Annotated in this window: 22 protein-coding genes; 11 read left to right on the plus strand and 11 right to left on the minus strand. The window is 63.7% G+C overall.

The features are described 5' to 3' along the window. Positions 1–53: 53 nt before the first annotated feature. Entirely contained in the window at positions 54–311 is a 258-nt protein-coding gene (locus tag QMG79_RS01945; protein WP_283536880.1) for a metal-sensitive transcriptional regulator, read from the plus strand. Positions 312–315: 4 nt separating this feature from the next. On the opposite strand, the gene QMG79_RS01950 is transcribed toward QMG79_RS01945, so the two are convergent. Then, complete coding sequence (locus QMG79_RS01950; protein ID WP_283536881.1) at positions 316–1,590, minus strand: APC family permease; 1,275 nt, start codon at positions 1,588–1,590, stop codon at positions 316–318. A gap of 116 nt (positions 1,591–1,706) precedes the next feature. On the opposite strand from QMG79_RS01950, the gene QMG79_RS01955 reads away from it, so the two are divergent. The 3 genes from QMG79_RS01955 (at position 1,707) to paaZ (ending at position 5,419) form a co-directional block, all read left to right on the plus strand. Further along, positions 1,707–2,315 (plus strand): GNAT family N-acetyltransferase, encoded by a 609-nt coding sequence (locus QMG79_RS01955; RefSeq protein ID WP_283536882.1) that lies wholly within the window; start codon positions 1,707–1,709, stop codon positions 2,313–2,315. Next, positions 2,299–3,060 carry a tyrosine-protein phosphatase gene (locus tag QMG79_RS01960; RefSeq protein WP_283536883.1) on the plus strand — a complete coding sequence of 254 codons (762 nt, stop codon included), beginning with the start codon at positions 2,299–2,301 and terminating at the stop codon, positions 3,058–3,060. The genes QMG79_RS01955 and QMG79_RS01960 overlap by 17 nt, the downstream gene beginning before the upstream one ends. A 250-nt stretch (positions 3,061–3,310) precedes the next feature. Continuing rightward, positions 3,311–5,419: a phenylacetic acid degradation bifunctional protein PaaZ gene (paaZ, locus tag QMG79_RS01965; protein ID WP_283536884.1), complete on the plus strand. Its 2,109-nt coding sequence runs from the start codon at positions 3,311–3,313 to the stop codon at positions 5,417–5,419. A 71-nt stretch (positions 5,420–5,490) separates the two neighbouring features. On the opposite strand, the gene QMG79_RS01970 is transcribed toward paaZ, so the two are convergent. The 6 genes from QMG79_RS01970 to paaI form a co-directional block, all read right to left on the minus strand. Next, positions 5,491–6,102, minus strand: a complete 612-nt coding sequence (locus tag QMG79_RS01970; RefSeq protein ID WP_283536885.1) for a TetR/AcrR family transcriptional regulator — start codon at positions 6,100–6,102, stop codon at positions 5,491–5,493. Between the two features lie 5 nt (positions 6,103–6,107). Then, positions 6,108–6,986, minus strand: coding sequence for a PaaX family transcriptional regulator (locus QMG79_RS01975; protein WP_283536886.1), 879 nt, complete (start codon positions 6,984–6,986; stop codon positions 6,108–6,110). Then, positions 6,983–8,236 carry a kynureninase gene (gene kynU, locus QMG79_RS01980; protein WP_283536888.1) on the minus strand — a complete coding sequence of 418 codons (1,254 nt, stop codon included), beginning with the start codon at positions 8,234–8,236 and terminating at the stop codon, positions 6,983–6,985. Before kynU ends, QMG79_RS01975 begins: the two co-directional genes overlap by 4 nt. Positions 8,237–8,265: 29 nt before the next feature. Then, positions 8,266–9,135 carry a tryptophan 2,3-dioxygenase gene (locus QMG79_RS01985; protein ID WP_283536889.1) on the minus strand — a complete coding sequence of 290 codons (870 nt, stop codon included), beginning with the start codon at positions 9,133–9,135 and terminating at the stop codon, positions 8,266–8,268. Positions 9,136–9,210: 75 nt separating this feature from the next. Continuing rightward, on the minus strand, positions 9,211–10,569 hold the full coding sequence (paaK, locus tag QMG79_RS01990; protein ID WP_283536890.1) for a phenylacetate--CoA ligase PaaK: 1,359 nt from the start codon (positions 10,567–10,569) through the stop codon (positions 9,211–9,213). Further along, a complete protein-coding gene (paaI, locus tag QMG79_RS01995; RefSeq protein ID WP_283536891.1) occupies positions 10,566–11,015 on the minus strand; it encodes a hydroxyphenylacetyl-CoA thioesterase PaaI in 450 nt (149 codons plus the stop codon). The genes paaK and paaI overlap by 4 nt, the downstream gene beginning before the upstream one ends. Before the next feature lie 123 nt (positions 11,016–11,138). Between paaI and pta the strand changes: the two genes are divergently transcribed. The 3 genes from pta to QMG79_RS02010 all read left to right on the plus strand — a co-directional run bounded on the left by pta (position 11,139) and on the right by QMG79_RS02010 (position 14,889). Continuing rightward, a complete protein-coding gene (gene pta / locus QMG79_RS02000) occupies positions 11,139–13,214 on the plus strand; it encodes a phosphate acetyltransferase (RefSeq protein WP_283536892.1) in 2,076 nt (691 codons plus the stop codon). Between the two features lie 87 nt (positions 13,215–13,301). Next, entirely contained in the window at positions 13,302–14,459 is a 1,158-nt protein-coding gene (locus QMG79_RS02005) for an acetate kinase (RefSeq protein WP_283536893.1), read from the plus strand. A gap of 124 nt (positions 14,460–14,583) precedes the next feature. Beyond that, entirely contained in the window at positions 14,584–14,889 is a 306-nt protein-coding gene (locus tag QMG79_RS02010) for a DUF4193 domain-containing protein (protein WP_283536894.1), read from the plus strand. A 7-nt stretch (positions 14,890–14,896) separates the two neighbouring features. Here QMG79_RS02010 and QMG79_RS02015 read toward each other — a convergent pair whose 3' ends face one another. The 4 genes from QMG79_RS02015 to QMG79_RS02030 are packed head-to-tail and all read right to left on the minus strand — an operon-like array spanning position 14,897 to position 18,066. After that, a complete protein-coding gene (locus QMG79_RS02015) occupies positions 14,897–15,286 on the minus strand; it encodes a flagellar assembly protein FliW (RefSeq protein ID WP_283536895.1) in 390 nt (129 codons plus the stop codon). Then, positions 15,283–16,170, minus strand: a complete 888-nt coding sequence (gene flgL / locus QMG79_RS02020) for a flagellar hook-associated protein FlgL (RefSeq protein WP_283536896.1) — start codon at positions 16,168–16,170, stop codon at positions 15,283–15,285. The genes QMG79_RS02015 and flgL overlap by 4 nt, the downstream gene beginning before the upstream one ends. A 2-nt stretch (positions 16,171–16,172) precedes the next feature. Beyond that, entirely contained in the window at positions 16,173–17,576 is a 1,404-nt protein-coding gene (gene flgK / locus QMG79_RS02025; RefSeq protein ID WP_283536897.1) for a flagellar hook-associated protein FlgK, read from the minus strand. A 7-nt stretch (positions 17,577–17,583) separates the two neighbouring features. Beyond that, entirely contained in the window at positions 17,584–18,066 is a 483-nt protein-coding gene (locus QMG79_RS02030; protein WP_283536898.1) for a flagellar protein FlgN, read from the minus strand. A 268-nt stretch (positions 18,067–18,334) separates the two neighbouring features. Here QMG79_RS02030 and QMG79_RS02035 point away from each other — a divergent pair, with 268 nt between their 5' ends. From QMG79_RS02035 to QMG79_RS02050, 4 genes are all read left to right on the plus strand, one after another. Continuing rightward, positions 18,335–19,165 (plus strand): flagellin N-terminal helical domain-containing protein, encoded by an 831-nt coding sequence (locus tag QMG79_RS02035; RefSeq protein ID WP_283536899.1) that lies wholly within the window; start codon positions 18,335–18,337, stop codon positions 19,163–19,165. Positions 19,166–19,298: 133 nt separating this feature from the next. Continuing rightward, entirely contained in the window at positions 19,299–20,606 is a 1,308-nt protein-coding gene (fliD, locus tag QMG79_RS02040) for a flagellar filament capping protein FliD (protein WP_283536900.1), read from the plus strand. Continuing rightward, complete coding sequence (fliS, locus tag QMG79_RS02045) at positions 20,603–21,133, plus strand: flagellar export chaperone FliS (RefSeq protein ID WP_283536901.1); 531 nt, start codon at positions 20,603–20,605, stop codon at positions 21,131–21,133. The genes fliD and fliS overlap by 4 nt, the downstream gene beginning before the upstream one ends. Then, entirely contained in the window at positions 21,120–21,470 is a 351-nt protein-coding gene (locus QMG79_RS02050; RefSeq protein ID WP_283536902.1) for a hypothetical protein, read from the plus strand. The genes fliS and QMG79_RS02050 overlap by 14 nt, the downstream gene beginning before the upstream one ends. Positions 21,471–21,608 lie beyond the last annotated feature (138 nt).

Consider the following 21,608-nt stretch of genomic DNA (forward strand, 5'->3'; position numbering starts at 1 on the left):
AACAAACCCCTGGGGGTATAGAATCATGATTCAACCCGTGATGTGGAGATGCCATGCAACTTGATCCAACAGAACTGACCCCGGTGGTAAACCGGCTCAAACGTGCCCAGGGCCAGCTTGCCGCTGTCACGCGCATGCTGGAGGAGGGGAAAGACTGCAAAGACATCGTCACCCAGCTTGCAGCCGTCTCGAAGGCCCTTGATCGTGCCGGATTTGCCATCATTGCTACCAGCTTGGAGCAGTGCATTGTCCGCAAGGACGAAACGATGGACAAGAAGGAGCTGGAGAAGCTTTTCCTCTCCCTCGCTTGAGCCGTTAGGACGGCCGTCGGTGCGCCAGGAGTCGCAGGACAGTACCGGCCATGAACATCACAACGCCAGCAAGAATTGACGACGCCGGCAGGGTGGCGATCAGTGCTACGCATGCCAGGGCGCCGAGAACCTGCAGTACTTTTGGGTAGCGTCGGTCGGGAGCTGGTTGCGTAAATGCGGCTGCGTTGGCGATCAGGTAGTAGATGAGCACGCCAAACGAGGAAAATCCGATGGCGCCGCGCAGGTCCGCGACGGCGATGATCACGCAGATCACAGCCGCCAGCGTTATCTCTGCCCGGTGGGGCACCTGGTAACGCGGATGGACAGCGGAAAGCCAGTGCGGGAGGTCGTGTTCACGTGCCATGGCGAGGCTGGTCCGGCCCAGCCCCGCGATCAGCGCAAGCAGTGCGCCCAGGGCAGCAAGTGCCGCACCAGCCTGGACCACAGGCACTGCCCATGCCATGCTTCCAGACTGGACTGCGAAGACCAGGGGAGTGGGCTGCGTGGCGATGGCGTTGGTCCCGATGGTAGCCAACAAGGTGACTGCGATGACCGCATAGATCACGACGGTTAGGCCCAGGGCAATGCCGATGGCCCGGGCAATGGTGCGCTTTGGGTTGCGGACCTCCTCGCCCATGGTGGCAATCCTGGCGTAGCCGGCGAAGGCAAAAAACAGCAGGCCGGCAGACTGCAGGACCCCATGCCAGCCCGAGGCCAGGAGACCGGCACCCAGAATGCTGCCACCGAGGCCTACAGTGCTGTCGGGATGCGTGTGTGCCCCGCCCCATGCTGCGAAGACCCCGATGGCGAGGGCCGCCAGCACCAGGGTGACAATGATCCGGGTCAGCCGTGCTGTCCGTGTCACTCCGTGGTAGTTCACGGCTGCCAGGAGGAGGACGGCTGCGATGGCGACGGGCCGTTCCCAGCCTGTGGGGGCCGCGTAGGCCGCAAACGTCATGGCCATGGCCGCAGCGCTAGCACTCTTGCCGATCACAAAGCCGCATCCGGCCAGGAAGCCGGGCCATGGACCAAGGCGTTCGCGGCCATAGGCGTAGGTCCCACCGGAGGTCGGGTACATGGCAGCCAACTGCGCGGACGATGTCGCATTGCAGAAAGCGAGGGCAGCGGCAATAACGAGGCCAACCAGCAGGCCAGATCCAGCCGCCGCGGCGGCCGGGGTAAACGCTGCGAAGACCCCCGCGCCAATCATGGAACCGAGCCCAATCACTGTCGCATCCACTGTGCCCAGCCTTCTGGAGAGGGCCGGCGGATTGCTCATGGATTCCTTTCGCTGGTGCCCGTGCTGTTGGCGGAGTCGTCGGAGGAACACCAGCACGGCACGCAAGGCCAGTGGGCTCCTGCAGCATCCTAGCGTGGAGCCCCTAAGCTGGTGCAGTGAGTACCTTTGAACCCGTGACACTGGCCGGTCGCTCAGTGATTCTTGAGCCCCTCAGCATGGCCCACCTGGACGGTTTGGTGGATGCGGCCAGCGATGGCGAACTGTGGAACCTCTGGTACACCTCGGTGCCCGGGCCGGACGCCATGGCCGCTGAAGTCACGCGTCGCCTGAACCTGCAGGATCAGGGATCCATGGTTCCCTTCACCACCAGGCTCCGCGATCCTGAGACGGGTGCTGCTGGACGTATCATCGGCATGACCACCTACATGAACATCGACCGAGAGCTTCCACGCGCCGAGATCGGCTCCACCTGGAACGCTGCGTCCGCGCACGGTACCGGAACCAACCCGGAGTCCAAGCTCCTTTTGCTGGCACATGCGTTTGAGGTCCTTGGATGTGTGGCGGTGGAATTCTGCACGCACTGGATGAACCATCAATCACGTGCTGCTATTGCCCGGCTCGGAGCCCGGCAGGACGGTATTCTGCGAAGCCATTCCCGCAGCGCGGACGGGGCCCTGCGCGACACAGTGGTATTTTCCATCCTGGCCCATGAATGGCCGGCGGTTCGCAATGGTCTGGAGTACCGGCTTGCCCGCCGCAACTGAGCCGGGGAGCGGAAATGTGCCGCTACCTGCAGATTCCCCGGAGTGGGACGGTGCCGTCAACGCCTGGCGTGTGAAGGGCAGGATTTTCCGGATGGGGCGCCGGGAATGGCTTACCGCACAGGGGTGGCAGCAGGCATACGAGGACGGCGTCCGTACGGTGATCGACCTCCGGAACCCTGACGAAACGGGGCGACGTTCAACGGACCCCGACGTGGCCGACGTCGTGCTGGCGAAGTTCAACATTCTCTCCGTCCCTACTGAGGAGGGTGGGAACGCGGAATTTGATCGGCTCTGTGTTCCCTACCTGAACCACCCTGCGCTGTACCCGGACAATGCCCGCATTTTTCCGCAACGGTTGGTCGCCGTGTTCCGCGCAATCGCCGAAGCCCGGGGAGCCGTGGTGTTCCACTGTGCCGCCGGGCGTGACCGCAGCGGAATGATCGGGGCGATGCTCCAGGACCTGGCCGGCGATTCTGATGCACAAATTGTTGCTGGGTACCAGCGTTCCATGCGTCGGATCAATGAGCGTTACGGCACGCACGGTGTGCCGCATTCACATGAGCGGCACCTGACGGAGATCGAGCTCGCGGCGGAACTGCGAGCGCGCGGCACCGCTGTCCTAGAGTTCGTACGTGCCCTTGGTACCTCTGATTTTCTTCGTCGGAACGGCCTGAGCGAAGAGGAATTGCACCAGATTGACAGGCTGATCCAGCCTCTACCCAGTGAGGAAACTGAAGGACCCTGACGTGGCCCACAGTCCGGTGGGAGGTGGGTATCGAGGGGCCTGGTCCCGGTCCTTCTGCGGCACCGGATTCGGTGGTGACCCGGTACCTGGATGAGGCTGCTAGTCCTCCAGGCCGGACCGGCGGGTGCTGTCCTTCGTAGGGGGAAGGGGGTGTGGACGGACGTGCAGTGCTGTAATCTGGAATTATTACCGAACGTTTGGTCAGTAATGCCTGGCCTGCGCTGTCCCGCTTTGGAAGGATCCGTCAACGATGACAACCACAGCTACCCGCCCGGATGCGCCCGCCGATACCGTCCAGACAGTCCCCAGCTTTGTCCGGGATGCGTGGTGGACCCCCGCGCCCGGTTCGGCAGAGGGCGTCCCGGTCCGTGATGCGAGCACCGGAAGGATCCTGGCTCGCGTCAGCACTGACGGGCTGGACCTGGCCGACGTCGTGACATATGGCCGCACCGTGGGCCAGGAAGGACTGGGGAAACTCACGTTCCACCAACGAGCGCTGATGCTCAAGGAACTGGCGCAGTACCTCAATGCCCGCCGCGAGTATTTCTACGAGCTCTCTGCCCAGACGGGCGCCACGGCCGTGGACTCCATGGTGGACATAGATGGCGGCATTGGTGTGCTGTTCACCTTTGGCTCCAAGGGCCGGCGTGAACTGCCCAATGCCCAGGTTGTGGTGGACGGGCCCATGGAGGTCCTTTCGCGTGATGGATCCTTTGCCGGGGAACACATCTACACCCGCATCCCCGGCGTCGCCGTGCAGATCAACGCCTTCAACTTTCCGGTGTGGGGCATGCTCGAAAAGCTTGCGCCGGCGTTCCTTGCCGGGGTTCCCAGCGTCGTCAAGCCGGCCACGCCCACGGGGTATCTGGCCGCCGCGGTCGTCAAGGCCATCATCGAATCCAACATTCTGCCCAAGGGTGCGCTGCAGCTCATTTCCGGCTCCGTCCGCGGCCTGCTGGACGTCTTGGACTACCGCGACCTAGTTGCCTTCACTGGCTCGGCTTCCACGGCACAGTCCCTCAAGGGCCATCCCAACGTGGTGGCGGGAGGCGTGCGCTTCACCTCTGAGACCGACTCGCTCAACGCAGCCATCCTGGGTTCTGACGCGGTGGAGGGCACCCCCGAATTTGATGCCTTCATCAAGTCGGTGGTCACCGAGATCACCGTCAAGGCTGGCCAGAAGTGCACTGCGATTCGCCGTGCCATAGTCCCGCAGGAGCTGGTGGGGGCCGTGATTGCCGCCGTCGGGCAGCGTGTAGAACAGCGGGTGGCCCTGGGGGATCCGCGGGCAGAAGGCGTCACCATGGGCGCTTTGGCATCCCTGGAGCAGCTCAAGGACGTACGTGCCGCCGTGCAGTCCATGCTCGACGCTGGTGGCGAGCTTGCTTACGGAAGCCTCGATGCGCCGTCGGTCACCACGTCAAACGGCACTACCGAAGTGGTGGAGAAGGGTGCGTTTATGGCTCCTGTGCTCCTGAGCTGGGAGGACGCGGACGCAGACACCGTCCATACCCTTGAGGCTTTTGGACCAGTGGCCTCGGTGCTGGGATACAGGGACCTGACCGACGCAGTCCGCCTTGCAGCCCGCGGTGGTGGTTCGCTCGTGGCTACTGTCTGCACCAACGATCCGGAGGTGGCCCGCGAGCTGGTGACCGGGATCGCCGCGCACCACGGCCGGGTGCACATGCTCAACCGTGAGACGGCCCGCAGCTCAACAGGGCACGGTGCTCCCGTCCCACATCTGGTCCACGGCGGACCCGGCCGTGCTGGCGGCGGCGAAGAGCTTGGCGGAATCCGCTCGGTGCTGCACCACATGCAGCGCACGGCGATCCAGGGCTCGCCGAACCTGCTGACGGCCGTCACGGGTGTTTGGCACGCGGGCTCTGACAGGAACTTCACCCTGGACACCGAGTCCGTGCACCCATTCCGGAAGTCCCTCGGGACGCTGCGCATTGGCGATGCCATCCGTTCTGAACTCCGGCAGGTCACCCTTGCGGACATTACGGCGTTTGCCGAGTCCACCGGGGATACCTTCTATGCCCACACCAATGCGGTTGCTGCGGCGGCCAACCCTTTCTTCCCCGGCATTGTGGCGCACGGATATTTGCTGCTGAGCTGGGCCGCCGGGCTGTTTGTGGAGCCGCTGCCCGGCCCGGTCCTGGCGAACTACGGTTTGGAAAACCTGCGCTTCATCACGCCCGTCGCGGCGGGGGATTCCATTCGGGTAACCCTCACGGCGAAGAAAATCACTCCTCGCGAAACCGACGAATACGGGGAAGTCGCCTGGGATGCGCTGGTGACCAACCAGGACGATGAGATCGTGGCAACCTACGACGTCCTGACCCTCGTCGAAAAATAGCCAGACTGAGGAGCGCCAAGCGTCGTTCTGAGGGCTCAAAACGACGCTTGGCGCTACCTACTTGGCGCTACCTACTTGGGTGGGCGCTCTGCGTGGAGGCCATCAAACGTCATTGCAATGACGTCGTTGGCCAACTTTTCAGGGGTCAGGGACCCGCCAGGTTTGTACCACTCGACAATTGAGTTGATGGTGCCGAAAAGAAGCCGCGTGACGGTGCGGGGATCAATGTCCTGACGCAGGCTGCCCTCGACGCCTGCCGCGGAAACCAATTCCGCCACCGTGTGGTCAAAGGCGCGGCGGCGCACCAGTGCGTCCCGCTCAATGTCCGTGTTGCCCCGCAGCCGCAGCAGCAGTGTGACAAAAGGCAGCCGGTCCACCAGGACAGCGATGGTCTGGCGCAGCACAAATTCCAGCCTGGCATCCGCCGCCCCTGCTGTCGCTGCAGGCTGTTCGAGGATCGACTCCAGGCCGCCGAGCGCATGGTCCAGCGCCAGTTTCAGCAGATCACCCTTGGACGGGACGTGGTGGTAGATGGCCGACTTCGAAATGCCGAGGTTCTCGGCCAGGATGCCCATGGATGTGGCATCGTAGCCGTGCCTATTGAAGACATCCACGGCAATGCGCAGCACTGACTGTTGGTCATAACCGGGCCGGCCTCGTTTGGTGCTCGCTGCAGTGGGCATAGACGCTAGTTTCTCACGAACGATTGGTTGGCTGGAGCATGGCCCGCGCCGGCAACCATGGCGCTGAGTTGGCGGAAGTATGTTGCCGCTGGCTCTGCGTGGCTCTCGCGGAGGGCCAGGAAGAGCCCCGCGCTGCTGGCGCCGGGCCACCCTGCAGGCAGTACGTCTGCCGGCAGGCCCGGGTCGAGGTAGGGGATGGGCCGCCAAGTATCGAGACACCTGACGAACTGCGCAAACGTCTCTGCGGAGGGCCCGACGGCGGCTCCGGCCACCGCCGTGTTCTGTTCCAGGAAATCGGTGTGCAACTGCGCCAGGGCAGGCAGGTCCCACCAGCTCGCTACCAGCTCGCGCAGTGGTACGCCCGGGTGGGGTTGGCTGGTCGTGAAAAGGACTGCCTGTTCACGCAGGTCCAGATCGGCCAGGATCTGCTCCACGTCCGGGCGCAGGAAATCCGGGCAGATCCACAGTCCGGGGTCCACAGTTCCGCAGCCGATCCACTGCAATTGGCGCCTGAGCTGATGGCGGCGCCCACGTTCAGATTCCGGTATGGAGAAGGAAATCAGGCACCATGGGTCGCCAGCGGACATGCTTCGTGGCTGCCGGATCCGGCCGTCCCCCCGCGATAGCATCGCGGCAGCCCCGGGGGCCAGTGCGAATCCGGGACCGCCGTCGTGCTGTTCTGCCACCAGAAGGCCCCGCTGCTTGACCCGGCTGATGGCGGTGCGGGCCTGCGCGGCTGGCACCTCCAGGGTGGCCAGGGCTCCCATCAGGACGGCGGTGGGCAGCCAGCCGCCGGCGTCGCGCATGTACAGGCCCACCACTGTCCGCAGCAACGACACGGCACTCCCGGGGCGGGAGACCATATCGTCATGGACGGCGCTCACCCAAGTTCCAGGAGCGCCTCGCGGATGGCCTGGATGCCGGCGTCGAGTTCGGCAAAACTGGTGCTCAGCGGGGCGAGGCCCACCCGGAGGCCTGATGGTGGGCGGAAATCCGGGATCACGCCGCGTTCCCACAGAGCGGCAGTGACGTCGCGGAATTGCGGGTGGTCGAGCATGATGTGGGATCCTCGCTCGGAGCTGTCACGGGGGCTGGCCAGGCTCACGCCCAGGGGCGAAAGGTGGATGTCCGCCAGCGCCACGGCGCGTTCGGTGAGCAGGATGGACTTGGCGCGGATGGCGTCCATGCCGGCCTGCTCAATGAGTTCGAGCATGTGCAGGAGCGGCTGCATGGCAAGGATGGACGGCGTGCCGGTGATGAACCTGCGGACGTTGGTGGCGGGGGCGTAGGCATCGTTCATCGCGAACGGCTCATCGGCACCCATCCACCCCCAGATCGGTTGCTGGATCTGGTTCTGGAGGTCCGCGCGGACGTAGCCGAACGCTGGTGCGCCGGGGCCGCCGTTGAGGTATTTGTAGCAGCATCCAACAGCCAGGTCCGCACCCCAGGCGTCCAGGGCGACGGGGACGGACCCCGCGGAGTGGCTGAGGTCCCACAGCATGAGCGCGCCGGCATCATGCACGGCGGCTGTGATGGCCGGAGCGTCAGCCATGTAGCCTGTCCGGAATTCCACGTGGCTCAGGAGCACAACTGCGGTTTCTGGGCCCAGTGCCGCGGCAACGTCAGCAACGCTGATATGCCCGCGGCTGGCGTCGTCAATCCAGGTGATGGTGGCGCCACGCTCGGCAGCGATCCCCTCCACAATAAAGCGGTCCGTGGGGAAATTTCCGCGGTCAATGATGATCTGGTTTCGTTCCGGGCGCGCTGCCAGGGCGGCGCGGAGGAGTTTGTAGAGCATCACCGACGTTGAATCCGCCACAATCACCTGGCCGGCGCCTGCGCCCAGGACTGCAGCTCCGAGCCTGTCGCCAAGGGTCATGGGGAGGTCCATCCAACGCTCATCCCAGCTGCGGATCAGGCGGTTGCCCCACTCGGTGTTGATGAACTCCGCCAGGCGCTGCCTGGTTGCTGCCAGTGGCCGCCCCAGCGAATTCCCGTCCAGGTAGGCGACGACGTCGGTGCCTTCGGGTTCGAGGAAAAGCTCGCGAAAGTGCCCCAACGGGTCTGTTGCATCAAGGTCGACGGCGGACGGCAGGGCCTGCGCGCCAGTGGGAGCCTGGTCGGTGGAAGTCATCTGGTGCCTTTCGAAAAGCGGGACATTGGTTAGGTGCCGATCAGTGTGCGGACGGCGTAGAGCTCGGGGAAGAAGGTGAGGTCCAGGGCGCGCTTGAGGAAGTCGACGCCTGTTGAGCCGCCTGTGCCTGTTTTGAAGCCGATGGTCCGCTGGACGGTCCGCAGGTGGCGGAAGCGCCAGGCCTGGAAGTTGTCCTCCAGGTCCACCAGATCCTCGCAGGCCTCGTAAAAACCCCAGGGAGCGTCGGCCGATTCGTAGATATCTTTGAACACGGGGACCAAATCAGCGCGGTAGGTCCAGGCCTGGGTGACATCGCGGCCCAGGATGTCCTGCGGAACGTTATAGCCGGCGCGGGCCAGGGTGTGCAGGAAGGAGTCGTAGACAGTGGGTTCATCCAGGAGCGTGGACAGCATCTCCTGAGCCTGGGGTTCACTCGAGAATACTTTGAGCATGCCGCGGTTCTTGTTGCCCAGAATAAATTCAACGGCACGGTACTGGTACGACTGGAAGCCGGACGAATTTCCCAGGGCTCCCCTGAACTGCGCATATTCACGTGGCGTGAGGGTACCCAGGACTGACCACTGCTCGGTCATGGTCCGCTGGATGGCCTTGACCCGGGCCAGGCATTTGAGGGCCTTCCCCAGATCGTCCGCGTCCATGAGCCGGCGGGATTCGCGCAGTTCATGGAGCATCAGTTTGAGCCACAGCTCACTGGTCTGGTGCTGGATGATGAAGAGCATTTCATCGTGGTGTTCTGGCCTGCTCAGTGGATGCTGGGCGGCTAGGACGCGGTCCAGGTCCAGGTACCGGCCATAGGAGAGCGCCTCGCGAAAGTCCGTCCGGATGCTCTCCTCGATGGTGCGCTCGCCGCTGGCTGCCGGGGGATGCTCTGCTGTCATGGTCCACAGTGTATCAATATCGTGACGTGCGGCAAGACTGTGATGCGCTGGGTTCCATCCCCAGGGGTGCTGCCCTCAGGATCCCGAGCGGAGGTCGTAGATGCGGCGCAGCTTCCCGTTCGAACGAGCCAGGGTGCCAGGGTCCACCACGTCCACTGTGCAGGAGGAACCCACATGGATCTTGATCTGTTCGCGCAGGCTGTGGCCTGCGGTGGCTCCCAGTTCGAGGGTGACACTCTCGCGGCGTTCAATCCGCACGGTGAGCTGGTCCATCCGCTGCCCCTCGGGCCTGGTGAGCTCCAGCTGGAAATGCGGGCTGAGTTCAGGGATGCGGAGCGCGATTTCTTCGATCTGGGAGGGGAACATGTTCACTCCGCGCAGGATGATCATGTCATCGCTGCGGCCGGTGATCCGTCCCATGCGGCGATGAGCGGGCCTGGCGGTGCCGGGCAGCAGCCGGGTGAGGTCTTTGGTGCGGTACCTGATGATGGGCAGTGCCTCTTTGGTCAGGGACGTGAAGACCAGCTCGCCGTGCTCGCCATCACCGAGGACATTTTCCTTGCCAGCCAAAGGATTGAAGGGGTCAATGATTTCTGGCCGGAAATGATCCTCCCAGATGTGGCTGCCATCCTGGGTTTCAACGCTCTCGCCGGCGACGCCGGGCCCCATGACCTCGGAGAGGCCATAGATGTCGCAGGCCTTGATGTTCATTGTCACTTCAAGTTCATGCCGCATTTCCTGCGTCCATGGTTCGGCACCGAGGACCGCGTACTTCAGGGACGTCGACGTCGGGTCGATGCCCATGTGCGTCATGGCGTCGGCGATGGTGAGGAGGTAGGTGGGCGTGGCCAGGATGGCATCTGGCTGGAAGTCCTGGATGAGTTGGATCTGGCGCTCCGTTTGTCCACCGGACATCGGAATGACCGTGCAGCCCAGGGCTTCGGCCCCGGCATGGGCACCCAGGCCGCCCGTGAACAGGCCGTAACCATAGGCGTTGTGGACCTTCATGCCGGGCCGGATGCCTGAGGCGCGGAAGCACCGGGCCACGAGCTTGGCCCAGTCGGCCAGGTCCTGTTGGGTGTATCCGACCACCGTTGGCCGGCCTGTGGTGCCGGAGCTGGCGTGAATCCGGGCCACCTCGTTCTGGGGCACAGCGAACATTCCAAAGGGGTATTCGGCGCGCAGGTCTTCTTTGGTGGTGAAGGGAAAGTTGCCCAGGTCGGAAAGCTCACGCAGGTCATTGGGGTGGATTCCGGCATCGTCGTATTTACGCCGGTACAGGGGCACCCGATCGTACGCGTAGGCAACTGTGTGCTGGAGCCTGCGCAGCTGAAGGACCTCCAGCTCGTCCCGGGACATTGTTTCCTCCGGATCAAGGCCGGGGGTGTCCAGGATGGAAGCTGGCGTGCCGGCCTGCGTGGTGGGGACGGTCATGGTGTGTCCTTCTTCCTGGGGATGGTCCTGCTGCGGCCGCGGAACTCTGCAATGAGTGCACCCGGCAGGGGAGCGCCTGGATCGGCGGCAAAAATCTCGATGTCGTAGATGCCGCTGCGGCCAGCGGAGGAACGGCGTTGCGCTACGGCGGTGAGTAGCTGGTGTTCAAAGGCTGGACGGAGGAAGTTGATGTCCACTCCGGATGCCACGGTGATTGTCTCGGCGCTTCCGGTGGCCGGATTGCACGCCAAGGCAAAGGCAGAATCGGCAAAAGCGAACACCATGCCGCCGTGGGCCATGCCAAATCCGTTGAGCATTTCCTTGCGGAGCGTCATCTGGAGTGTGGCCTTGCCCTCACCCACTGACAGGACGCTGATGCCAAGCCATGCCGAGGCATGGTCATGTTCAAGGATGGAATGCGCGCCAGGATGCGCCGTTTCAGCCATGCGTCTTTGCCTCCATCTTTATTTACCGACCGTTCATTAGGTAATCCCATGTGGAGTCCTGCTGTCAAGAGGTGACAGGATATGTGGAAGGCAAAAGCAGGGTGTTCCCAGAGAAAGCGGATCATGGCTAAAGGAATTTACGTCAGCGCAACCACCCCCGGATCAGGCAAGTCCCTGGTGGCCCTGGGGCTTGCCGACACGCTACACAGGCACGCGGACCGAATCGGTTTCTTCAAACCCCTGGTGCACGGCGCGGATGGTTCCGGGGATCCCATGGTGGCCCTGATGAAATCCCGCTTTGACCTCAGCGATGACCAGTGCCGCGGTGGAATGACGTTTACGGAGGCGCGCGGGCTGTTGGCCGAGGGGAAGCGCGCTGACATTGACGCTCGGTGCGTGGAGATCTTCGCGGAGATTTCCCGGCACTGCGACATTGTCATTGTGGAGGGCACCGACCTCACCGGCCAGGACTCTGCCATGGAGTTCGAGCTCAACGCACGGCTGGCCAACAACCTCTCCATTCCGGTCCTTGCGGTAGTGGGTGCCAAGGGCAGGACAATCGCCGAGGCGGCCAATGCCGTCGAGGTTGCCCGCAAGGAGCTCATTGCGGAACGCTGCTCGCTGCTGGCCGTGATGGTCAACCGCGCCGATCCGGAGATCGTGGCGGAGCTGGTGGCTGAGGTCAAGCCTGGAGCGTCCGGCCGGCCCGTCTACGTCCTGCCGGAACTTGATGAGATTGCCCGGCCCACCATCGGCGAGGTTGCCAACGCCCTGCACATCCGGCAGGTGGCTGGCCGCCAGGACATGGAACGGGACGTGCGCTCCATCAAGGTGGCCGCCATGAACGTGGCCAACTTCCTGCATGTCCTGGACGACGGCGCTTTGGTGATCGCCCCGGGCGACCGCGCCGATGTGATGGTGGCGTGCCTGGCGTCTTCCTTCTCGCCAGAGTTTCCGGTGCCGTCCGGCCTGATCCTGACAGGTGGGCTGGCCCCTGAAGCAAATATGTATTCGCTGTTGGCGCAGGCCCCATTTCCCGTTTTTACGGCCCCTCATGACACGTACACCACTGCTCGGGAAGTTTCCGAGGTCCGCAGCGAAATCTGGTCCGGGCACCGGCGGAAGGTGGCGTCCGCCCTGGGCCTGTGGGCCAACCGGGTGGACGAGGACGAACTGCTGGAGCGCCTGCAGATTCCCCGTCCCGAGCGGATGACACCCCTGCGGTTCCTGCATGAACTCATTGAACGTGCCCGTTCCCAGCGCAAGCACATTGTGCTCCCGGAAGGGCGGGACCTGCGGATTCTTCGTGCGGCGGAGATCCTGCGCAGGCGCGACGTCTGTGACCTCACGGTATTGGGCCGCGAGTCAGAGGTGCGCGAACTGGCTGCGGGCGCAGGCGTGGACCTGACCGGGATCACCATTGTGGACCCCATGACCTCCGTGCACCGGCAGGAGTTTGCGAAAGAGTACGCGCAGCTGCGCGCCCACAAGGGCGTCGACCTGACCAAGGCCCTGGAAACCATGCAGGACGAGAGTTACTTCGGCACCATGATGGTGCACTTGGGCGTGGTGGATGGCATGGTCTCCGGTGCTGCCCACACAACGGCGCACACCATCAGGCCCTCGCTGGAATTCATCAAGACCCGGCCGGGAGTCAAAATAGTCTCCTCCGTGTTCCTGATGCTCATGCCGGACCGTGTGCTGGTCTATGGCGACTGCGCTGTGAATCCGGAGCCCAACGTGGAACAGCTTGCCGATATTGCGCTGGCTTCTGCGGAAACTGCTGAGCAGTTCGGCGTGGATCCGCGCGTTGCCATGCTCTCCTACTCCACTGGCGGATCCGGCGCGGGCTCCGCGGTGGACCAGGTGCGGGAGGCAACGGCCCTGGTCAGGCAACGCCGTCCCGACCTGGCGGTGGAGGGTCCCATTCAGTACGACGCGGCCGTGGACGCCGCCATTGCAGAGTCCAAGATGCCGGGTTCCACAGTTGCCGGGCAGGCGAGCGTGTTCATCTTCCCCGACCTGAACACCGGCAACAACACCTATAAGGCGGTGCAGCAGTCCTCCGGTGCTGTCGCCGTCGGGCCCGTCCTGCAGGGGCTCAACCGGCCGGTCAACGACCTGTCCCGTGGTTGCACGGTGGAGGACATTGTGAACACTGTGGCCATCACGGCCATCCAGGCGCAGGCCGTCGGCTAGCCATGCGGGGCTGAACCGCCCCACAGGCACACAAACCATTTCCGAATACCACTGCCGACCCCCGGCACAACGTCCCAGGAGGCCATCATGCTTGTGCTCGTTATCAACTCCGGCTCATCGTCCCTCAAGTACCAGGTACGTGATGTCACGGCGGAAAAAGTCCTCCTGGAGGGCCTGGTCGAGAAAATCGGGGTGGGCAACGGTGGAGGCGGTGATGGCGAGGTGCTGGGGCCAAAGGACCACGCTGAAGCGCTGGAACTGGTGGATGCGGCGATCACCGCCGAGTTGGGCGGCGTGCGGCTGGAGGCCGTGGGGCATCGTGTGGTGCACGGTGGTGAGCGGTTCGGCGAGCCTGTCCTGATCACCAGTGAGATCACCAGGGCTATTGAGCGGCTCAACCCGTTGGCTCCGCTGCACAACCCTGCCAGCGTCCTGGGGATCCGGGCCATTGCAAAGAAGTGGCCGGATCTTCCCCAGGTGGCTGTCTTTGATACTGCTTTCCACCGCACGCTCCCTGAATATGCCTGGCGGTACGCCATCCCGGATTCCCTCTACACAAATCATGGGATCCGTCGGTATGGCTTCCATGGGACATCGCACGCCTACGTCACGCAGCAGGCCGCGGCCCTGCTCCAGATTCCCGTGGGGGAGTTCGACGGCGTCATTGCCCACCTGGGCAACGGGGCGTCGGTTGCTGCGATCCAGGGTGGGCTCTCGGTTGATACCTCAATGGGCTTTACCCCGTTGGAGGGCCTGGTCATGGGGACCCGGTCCGGCGATCTGGATCCCTCGATCCTGGTCTTCCTGTCCCGCGCGGGCTGGTCGGTGGAGGACATCGACACGCTGCTGAACAGGGAATCGGGCCTCAAAGGCCTCGCGGGAGACAACGACATGCGCTCCGTAGTGGAACAGGCCGAGGCCGGTAACCCCCGGGCGGCAATGGCACTTGCTGTGGCCTCCTACCGTCTGGCCAAGTACATTGGCGGCTATCACGTGGCTGTGGGCGGCGCCAGGGCGGTGGTCTTCACTGCGGGGATCGGTGAGAACTCATCCCAGTTCAGGGCCCTGGTGGTGGAGCGCCTCGGTGCCCTGGGCATCAGGCTCGACGCCGAACTCAATGGCGTCCGTTCCAAGGAGGCCAGGGTGATTTCCACACTGTCGTCCGCGATTCCGGTACTGGTGATTCCTACCGACGAGGAACGCGCCATCGCCGAGGCTACGGCGGCCGTTGTCGGTGCCCCCTGAGTGGTGCGGGAGCGAGGGAATGTCTGGTTCACCACACTTGGCACATACCAGGCCTTTTATACCCTAGACTCCTTCACTCAGGCGCCTGAGATGGCGCCGCGCAGCAACGAAAGTGGACTCCACCATGGCTACTGATTACGACGCACCACGCAAGGCCCAGGACGGCTCAGCTACAGCTGATGCCCCGGCGGAACTCCAGGCTGCCCGCAGCATGGGGACCCAGACAGCGCTCATTGACGTCGAGGAAACCGACACTGCTGAAGGGATCGATCTGCCCGGTGCTGATCTGTCCGGCGAAGAGCTGACAGTGACGATTGTTGCCGAGCAGGCGGACGAGTTCACCTGTGCGTCCTGCTTCCTGGTCCGCCACCGGTCCCAGGTTGCCAAGGAACGCAACGGAATGAAGTACTGCCTGGACTGCGAAGGCTGAGTCAGCCTCAGACCAACCGGTGCCGCAAGGGAAACTCGCGGCCGTCAAGGACCACCTGCGTGCAGGCGCCAGTACGTGGATTCAGCACCACCGGAGCCATCAGGTTGACGGTGGTCCCGGCCTCGGTGGGATTGACCACCACCAGGACCTGGCCCGACTGGACGCTGTCCAGCTCCAGGTCTGACAGGGTACCCCTGGTGAACGGCGGGGCGTAGCCCGGGACAAAGAGCGCGGCGTCCGCCAGGAAGAGCCTGATGGTAAAAGAGCCGCTGCCCTCAAGTGAGTAGAGCCCCTGGGCATCCGGGATGGGGCGCAGGGTGAAGTCCGTCAGGGCTTCCAGGCCGGGCATCGGGGCAGTAAAGGTGACGCTGCCAGCCACCTGGGTGGACATGCTCATCGGAGGAAGTCCATCAGGCTCGGCTGCAGAACCTTGGCAGTGGCTGCCAGGGCGGCCTGGTAGTTGTTCTCCTGGAGTTTGAGGTTGAGGATCATTGCCCCCAAATCTTCCTTTTCAAGCCCAGTGCGCTGGTTTTCCAAGTGGCTCTCCAGTTCTTTGTTCGTTCCTGCGACTTTCTCCAGCCTGGCCTGTCGGGTACCCAGATCGGCACGGGCTGCTATTGCCCCCGAAATTTTGGCGTCCACTGCCGCTACCTGGCCGGAAACAGCCGCCCCGGACCTGAGGGCAGCGGTGATGCCGCTCAGCAGCGCGAAGGTTGAGTTAGCGCCTTCGCCGAAGATGGCCGCTCCGTCCAGGTCCACGCGTACGGTACCTTCGGCACCAATGCGCCGTTCCACTGAGCTTCCTGCCACACCGTTGAAGGTGGGGGGATTCCCCGGGCTGAAGGCACCTGCAGCGTCCGAGCTGCCGGCAAAGAGGTTACGCCCGGAAAACGTGGAGTTCGCCACCTGCAACAACTCGGCATTGAGGGATTCGATCTCCCCGGCGAGGGCGTCCCGTGCGGCGGGGCTCAGGGACCCGTTGCCGCCCTGGAATGTCAGGTCCCGGACTTTGTTCAGGGCGTTGGTGGCCTGTTCCATGGCGGAATCGCCAAGTGTTACCCACGCGGTGGCGTCGTCGATGTTCCGGCCGTACTGGGCCGCGGCGGCCTGCAGGCTCCGGGTCTGGAGGGCGCTGGCCATGGCGGCAGGGTCATCGGACGGCCGGCTTATCTTGTCCAGGGACGTGGCACGGTCCTGTGCTTCTGCCAGCCGCGCCTGGTGCTCCTGGAGGCCTCGCTGGGCAGCTGTGGTCATTGTCAGGTTGGTTACCCGGTTGATCATGGTTATCTTCCTACCAGTCCGGTGCGGTTGATGAGCACGTCGAGTGCCTCGTCCACGGCAGTCATGACGCGCGCGGCTGCCTGGTAGGCATGCTGGTTGCTGAGGAGGCTGATGTTCTCCTCGTCCAGGCTGACGGACGATTGCGCGTCCCGGGAGGCAGCAGCCGAGACCCAGGCGGCCGAGGACAGCGCGTCCTGTTGCAGGGCTGTTTTGGCGCTGACTCCGATCCCAGCGACAACGCCCTGCCATGCGGCGTCGGGGGAGCCTTTACCCACGCCGAGCTGCGCAATGGCATCTGCGATACTGCCGTCCAGGGTGCCGCTGCCGGGCCGTCCCACGGCGATCCCCGAAACATCCTTGGGGATAACGGACAGGGTACCGTTTGCGGCGATAGCAAAGAACGCGCCAGTACTTGCGCCGGTGGCCGACTGCCCCGTCCTGTGCACCGTGTTGACCTGCGTGGCGAGGTTCTGGGCAAAACTGGCATACGACGCCGACGCTTCCGCCAACGCACCGCCGGAACCATCTGCCGGGGGTGCCAGGACAGAAAGGATGCCCGCTAGTTGTCCGCCGCCGGCGACCGGCGTACCCGGACGGTCTGCCCATTCGAGCTGGACAGGTGCGTCGGAGAGCGCCAGTGATGATGGGCCGGCCAGTGCCAAGGATCGCGCCGAGGTGCCACTGACCAGGGCGTTGCCGTCAACAAATACGTTGATGGTGCCGTCGGGGAGTTCCTTGACCGTTCCGCCAGAGAGGCGGGAAAGCGTTTCGGTCAGGATGGACCGGGCATCAATGAGTTCATTGGCTGAGCCGCCAGCATTGCGGACGGATCTGATGGCGGCGTTCGATTCGGCTACCTGCGCGGCTGTGCTGTTGATGGTGGCCACTGTCGCTTCGGCCTGGCTGCGGGTGTCTGACCATTGCCCGGCTACGGCTGCCTGGGCTGTGTTGATGGTTGTGGCAAGGGAATTGCCCGCTGCCAGCAGAACTGCAGCGGCTGCTGGCTCACCAGGTTTGTTCGCGGCGCCCTGCCAGGCGGCCCAGTAGGACTGCAGCCCCGAGGAGATGCTATTGGTGCCGGGTTCCTGCAGGATGTTTTCCAGGCCACGCAGCGACTGCGCGCGGGCGGTGGTGAAACCTGACTGTGACGTGGCCGTGCGGACGCCGGAGTCCAGGAAGCTGTTGCCCAGGCGGTTGATCCGGTCCACGGAGACGCCTTCGCCCACAGCCGGGCTGCCGCCACTGAAGAGCCCCTGCAGGGGAGCCGTTAGCGAGGACTGTTCCACGCGCTGACGGGTGTAGCCGGCTGTGGTGGCGTTGGCTATGTTGTTGCCAGCCACGGCAATTCCCTGCTGGGCTGCGGTCAGGCCGCGGAAGGCTGTGTTGAGTGCGCCGAAAGTGCTCATGGAATCCTCAGAACTGCCTGTCGAACAGCTGCGAGCTGCCGCTGGAATCGGTTTTGCCGTGGGAATCGTAGGTGCCAGTTGCCGGGCGCATGTCTGCCAGGGTTTCCTGGGTGGACCGGACAGCTGCCCGCAGGAACTGTTCGTTGGAATCGCGCAGCTCCTTGATCAGGGCAGCCTGGCCGGAGAGTGCACTCAGGTGGGCCCTGAGGATCTCAGCCCAGGGCCCTTCCGGTGCGGCTTCGGCCAGCTGGTTCAGGCCGGCGTCGGACGGTAACCCCCAGGACTCGGCAACAGCTGCTGCCTCGACTGTGCGTGCAAGGCTGGCCTGGGACAGGCGGTCCAGGACCTGCTCCACTTCCTTGGTTCCGTGGGGCAGCCACTGGGATTTGCCGGAGGTCAGGAGGAGCTGTTCTTCTTCAAGCTTGAAGGTAAGAACGTCCAGGAGTTCACGTTCCCGCCACAGCAGGGCTGAGAGTTCGTGGATGGCCATATGCGCGACAGTTCCTTTAATGGTGCGTAAGGGGAGCGGATGCCTGGGCTTGACGCGCGGGCAGCTGGGTTCACGTCGAACTATCGGCACGGCATAAGGCTTCGTTAGGTGGTTTCGCAGGAGTGGGACGTGCCTCCTGAAACCCGGTGGAGCGTCCAGAATTATTCTTTGCCTTTTTCCTTACGCCTGGCTTCCGGGGGGCGATAACTATTCCTGAGGGACCACGGATGGACCCTCGCACCAGTCCCAACTCACGGAGGAAAACACCATGGGAATGCAGATCAACACCAACCTCGCGGCGAACAACACGTACCGCACCCTGAACAACACGCAGAACGATCTGTCCAAGTCACTGGAGAAGCTTTCCAGCGGCATGCGGATCAACCGCGCCGGCGACGACGCAGCAGGCCTGGCAATCTCCGAGGGCCTGAAGTCACAGGCCAACGGCATGGGCGTTGCAGCCCGTAACGCCCAGGACGGCATCAGCGTCATCCAGACCGCTGAAGGCTCCCTGAGCGAAGTCCAGACCATCCTGCAGCGCGTGCGTGACCTGGCTGTCCAGGCCGGTAACGACTCGAACAACGCTGATTCACGCACTGCCATCCAGACCGAAGTCACGGCACTGGGCGATGAGCTGACGCGTATTTCTACGTCCGCAGAGTTCAACGGCACCAAGCTGTTGAACACCGCAGCTGCTGGGACCCCGATGTCCTTCCAGATCGGCGCAAACGGCAGTGCAGATAACCAGATTGCTGTGAACCTGACAGATGTCGGCGCAATCGCCACTGCGGTCAAGGCCCTGACTTTCGACAACGCGGCCAACGCGGCATTGGCTATCACGGCGACCGATACTCAGATCACCGCAGTCTCCACCGCCCGCGCTGACCTTGGTGCAAGCCAGAACCGCTTCGAGAGCGTTGTCCGCAACCTGCAGGTCTCCAAGGAGAACCTGACGGCTGCAAACTCCCGCATCCGCGACACGGACATGGCTGAGGAAATGGTGAAGTTCACCAAGAACAACATCCTCTCCCAGGCAGGTACGGCCATGCTGGCCCAGGCCAACCAGTCCAGCCAGGGCGTTCTTCAGCTCCTCCGTTAGGCCCCAACGCCCCAGCGGCGAAGTACCTGAATGAGCCTTGAAGAGGAACAAGGGAACCGGGTGGTGGAATCTCCACCGCCCGGTTCCCTGTTTCTGCCATTCCAATTTCCTCACCAGCTAAGGAGCAGCCACCGTGGGAATCACACTGGACGGTCTTTCCAGCGGCCTGGACACCACTGCCCTGATCAACTCGCTCCTGCAGGTGGAAGCCATTCCGCAGACGCAGATGAAGACCAAGTCCGCAGGTATCCAGTCCTTTATCTCCGCACTGCAGGGGCTGAACACCAAGGTAGCCGCGCTGGCCACCCAGGCCACGGCTCTGGCCAAACCGGATGCCATGAGTCCACTCGCCGTCAGCACGGGATCGGACAAGGTCACCGCGATCGTCTCCGCCGGCGCAAGCGCCGGCACCATTGACTTCTCCGTGACAAAACTGGCCCAGACCCAAGTCTCTGTCTCGGGGCCCCTGACCGCATGGCCTGACTCCTCCCTGACCATTACTGCCGGTGGTAAATCCGTCACCGTCACGCCGGAGACCACGTCCCTTGAGGACGTCGTCCGGGCCGTTAACGCCGCAGACTCTGGTGTGCGGGCCACCAAAATCGCCGTGGGAGACGGCCAGTACCGGCTCCAACTAACGGCGGCCACCTCTGGCGCTGCCGCCAGCTTCGCGGTGTCCGGTACGGCCGCGACCTTCAGCACCGCCAAGGCTGCGCAGGACGCCGAACTGACGCTGTGGGCGGGTTCCGCAGCTGAGCAGAGCATCACCTCAGCCACCAACACCTTTGCCGACCTGCTGCCCGGCGTGGCAGTAACCCTCAATGGCATTCCGACAGCACCCGTCACCATGGCCGTTGCGCGGGATGACGCGAAAGCCACCAAATCAGCGTCGGACCTGGTGGCAGGGGTCAATGACATCCTGACCCTGATTTCCAGCCGTAGCGCCGTCAATACCTCCGGCACCAGCGTCAGTGGTGGCATCTTCACCGGCGAGAGCAGCGTCCGCGAGGTCAATCAGCGGATCCTCTCGGCGGCGTCCATGCCTCTTGGCACCCCGCCGCGCTCGCCGTCGGAAATAGGCATCAGCATCACCCGTTCCGGGACCATGGAGTTTGACGAAAAGAAGTTCTCCGCTGCCATGGCGGCTGATCCCCTGGGCGTTGGCGCCCGCGTGCAGGAGCTCGCCGCGCGGATTGCTACAGCTGCGACGGCTGCGTCCGATAAATACGACGGTTCGTTGACCACCGCCATCACGGGCCAGCAGAGCCAGGTCAAGGACCTGGGCCAGCGAATCCTGGACTGGGACCTGCGTCTGGCGTCCCGCAAGGAATCACTGCAGCGCACCTATACAGCCCTTGAGGTGGCCATGAGCAACATGAATTCACAATCGTCATGGCTGTCCTCCCAGGTAGCCGGACTCTCGTCAGGAAGCTCCTCATGACCCTCTTCAGTGCGCCCATCGATCAGGGCGCGGCACTTCGCTCCCGCTACCTGGCGGAATCGGTCCTTTCCGCCTCACCGGCCCGCCTGCTGACCATGCTCTATGACAGGCTTCTGCTGGATCTGGGCCGGGCTGAAACTGCCCAGGAGAACGCCGACTGGGGCGCGGCCTCCGAACAGCTGCTCCATGCCCAGGCCATTGTCACAGAACTGACCTCTTCGCTGAACGTTGAGGTCTGGGACGGGGCCGATGCGCTGTTGGGACTCTACAACTACGTGTCCACCGCACTCATGAACGCCAACATCCGTCACGATCCGGCGCTGACCCGCGAAGCCATCACCCTGTTGGAACCACTCCGGCAAACCTGGCACGAGGCGGCAGTAGTCACCGTTGCCCCACCAACAGTTCCGGGGCAGGCCATGCCAACCACTTCGATGCCGACGGCTTCTGTGCCGGGACGCCTCGGCGGAGTCCCGGCCTGGGAGTCAGCTGGCGCCATGAGTGGGAGCAGCCTTGGCTTCGGCTAGGGACCTGGCGGCCTGGACCAATGCCCTGGATGAACTAGAGACCGAGCTCCGGCGCGCCGAACAACTGCTTGTGGAATCTGGGCAGGGCAGCGGTGCCCCGGAAACACCACGTCCTGGAGCCGGTAGCACCGCGCAGCTCTGGCGGGCGCCTCCTCTGCAGGGCAGCATTCCAGCCGAACTTGGCACACGTGCGGCGTCGCTGCTCGCTGCACAGCAGCGGCTGTTGGGGCCACTGGATGCTGGCCGGGTGGCGACCCTGCGGCAGCTTCAGGCAGTGAACTCCATTCCGGCCCAGTCCCGTGGTGGCGGTGCCGTCTACCTTGACGCAAAGGGCTGACCTGCAGTTTCCGTGCCGGCTAGAACCAACCTGCTGACGTGGAGCCAGCATATATTTATCGCCATCTTCGGAACTTTTCCTAACGGCAACCCCTGCGGTGCCGATAACAGTTTTCAGAGCACGGATTGCTCGCTTCCC

This window comes from Pseudarthrobacter sp. PS3-L1 (assembly GCF_030063285.1).
Classification (GTDB): domain Bacteria; phylum Actinomycetota; class Actinomycetes; order Actinomycetales; family Micrococcaceae; genus Arthrobacter.